This is a genomic window from Aliiroseovarius lamellibrachiae (genome assembly GCF_018599245.1).
Taxonomy (GTDB): domain Bacteria; phylum Pseudomonadota; class Alphaproteobacteria; order Rhodobacterales; family Rhodobacteraceae; genus Aliiroseovarius; species Aliiroseovarius lamellibrachiae.
The window spans coordinates 1-2589 of sequence record NZ_JAHEVJ010000019.1 but is presented as its reverse complement, the minus strand read 5'-3'; the positions used below and the strand labels follow the sequence as shown (position 1 = coordinate 2589).

The following is a 2589-nucleotide window of genomic DNA, read 5'->3' as shown; positions in this document are numbered from 1 at the left end:
GATCTTCTCGCCGGGGCTCTTGGTTGTCTTTCTCATCGTCCACTCCTCGGTGGTCACGATGAGCCAGAAACACTCTCTTATCAAATTGCCCTATTTGGACCCATAAGCGCTGACGTCAGACACTTTTGGATTTTGCCAGTAACGACGTTGGGGTATTGTCGGAAAACGCAAAAAACTACATCACACATGGCGAAAGCCTAAATCTAGACCAAAGATACAAATGCCGCCACCGAACACCGTGGTATAAGATTCCAATTGTAAAAAGCAGTGACGGCTTTTTCTTCAAAAGATCTCACGTTTTACCGAGAATATGCAGCAACCCTGCAGATATCTTAACGACCGATACCGCTTACCAAATCACAATGAAGCCCGACTTCAATATCGATAACTTGTGCCTATCATTTTACAACTCCATAACACTACTTTTCTCCGAAATTGACGGGCGTTTCTATGGTGGTGGCGTACTCGAGCTTACCCCGCGAGAATTCAGGGCGCTCCCAATGCATATGCTGAAGGCTTCCTTTACCCAAAAGAACAAATTTATTGATGCCATGACAAAGGGTATTGAGGATCAGAATGAACTTTTTAGTTATTCTAACAATGCGGTTCGCAAGCATCTCGGGTTAGATGATGTGCAATGGCGTCAGATTATTTCTGCACATATTACAATCAGAAATCACCGACTTCGCCATGGCTCCAAGCTATCAAAGCGTGGCCCAATTGCTAGGTAGAGAGTTTTGTCTATACTAGATGGACCAAAAGTCCTGAACGGAATGTGTGTCGGTGGCACGGGATCAGCTCGGCGACGTTTTGTCTTTGGGCTCAAAGGCTGCTTTAGCGTCCATATATGAAATGTTTGTGCTGCCCCCTGAAATTTGGGCACCGACGTGAGCTGCAATTTTCTGTCTGCTGATCTTCAACACGAAGGAGATCAGCTATGTCGAAACAGAAGCAACATTCGCGGATGGGACGCCGAGTCCTCGAATACGCAGGGAACACTGGTCCCGAATGTGTGTTCGAATCTCCGAACACGGCGCAGGTGTGGGGTGTCGTTGGGGGTATCGGAAAATAACAAACCTAGTATTTCCTTTTATTCCAAATATCTCTCTGTAGGTGGCGAGTCCTCTTCTGGCACCATTTATCCTTGAAAACTCAGATAAAACAGCAGCTTAGCTGGAAATCGCTTCACATTCGCTTTACATTGGAGTGAAGACAGCGATGAGGCTAACCGTGTCGATCCCACATCTCCGAAAAGAAAACCGCTCAGGTGTTTACAGGTACAGAAGGCGGGTCCCGGAAGACCTCCGGCTGGCGATAGGTAAGACTTTTTTGGATCGTTCTCTCGAAACTAAGGACGAGAACGTGGCAATTCAGAAGAGACATGTCGTCCACCAAGAGGTTGAACGTCTTTTTGCTGAGCTCCGTAAGGGCGGGCCCGATAGGTTGGAGTATGAGACCAGCGTAACGGCCCTCAAGAACCTCGGTCTTTGGGGGGAAGGGCAATCAGCTCAGGGGCCTATACTCTGGGAGACCGCACCGGCTCCCGTTTTTCAGAAGATGACTGATGCGATCCTGGCCGAGAACGACCCCAAGAAGCAGGATATGCTCCTGAAGGCGAAGTTCGCCGGGGTGAAGCCCCCAGATGTGCGCCTAGACCAAGCGGTGGAAATTTACCTGGACGAGAGAGCCGGAGACAACTTTCCAAATCTCAAGAAACAAACTGAGCTCGCAGCACGGGTTCTTTGTGAGGTCCTCGGGGATCAGAACCCCAAACTTGCAGAGGTGACCTTCAAGGATGCCTATAAGCTACGAGACAGTTTGCTTCACCAGGGCAAAGCCCCGGATACCGTCAAGAAGCGCATTGGATCGCTTAGGGCTGTCTACAACGTCGCTAGGAGGCGATTGAACCAACCCAACCTCTTGAACCCTTTTGAGAGCGTATCACTGCCGAAAGCCCAGCGCGGCGGTCCCGCCAAGGAAAAGCGGGAAGCATTGACGGTGGACGAAATTAGGAAGTGTACGGTTGAGATTGCCAGAAGTAACGATGAGATCAAAGCTCTCTGGACGCTACTGGTGTTCACTGGCGCAAGACCGTCTGAGCTATGCCGCCTCCGTTGGAGTGACGTGTTCCTAGATGCTGAAGTCCCTCACATCCGCATCAACGCGGAGCGAGGAAGACCCATCAAGACAGAAGGGTCCGAGCGAAGCGTCCCATTGGTAGGCGATGGGTATGGCGTGTTGAAGGGGAGGCTAGGCCTGACAGGCGGCGAAGGGGACGTGTTCCCTCGATATGCAGCGCTCGGTGGCCCTGGCTCGGCATCTCAGCTCATGGTCAAGGCGATGAAGAAGGCAGCGGTTTGGGTGAAACTCCGCAAGGTCCCCTATTCTATCCGCCACTCACATAAAGACTGGATGCGAAGGGTGGCCCGCAAGGAAATGACGGATCGCATTCACGGTCACGGGCGAAAGTGTGCGTCGGCAGAGTTTTTGGGTCCAAAGGCGGCCTAAACTAAGAGAGAGTTTGGCTCATCTGGTTGGTTTGATTATGCGGCGCGTTGCCTGTGATGCAAGCGGCGCGCTTCGAGCGTC

2 protein-coding genes are annotated in these 2589 nt (G+C 51.2%); both read left to right on the top strand.

What is annotated here, in order from left to right:
* Positions 1-125 precede the first annotated feature (125 nt).
* Positions 126-731: a hypothetical protein gene (locus KKW20_RS16525; protein WP_214569028.1), complete on the top strand. Its 606-nt coding sequence runs from the start codon at positions 126-128 to the stop codon at positions 729-731.
* A 487-nt stretch (positions 732-1218) separates the two neighbouring features.
* Entirely contained in the window at positions 1219-2508 is a 1290-nt protein-coding gene (locus KKW20_RS16520; protein ID WP_214569026.1) for a DUF6538 domain-containing protein, read from the top strand.
* Positions 2509-2589 lie beyond the last annotated feature (81 nt).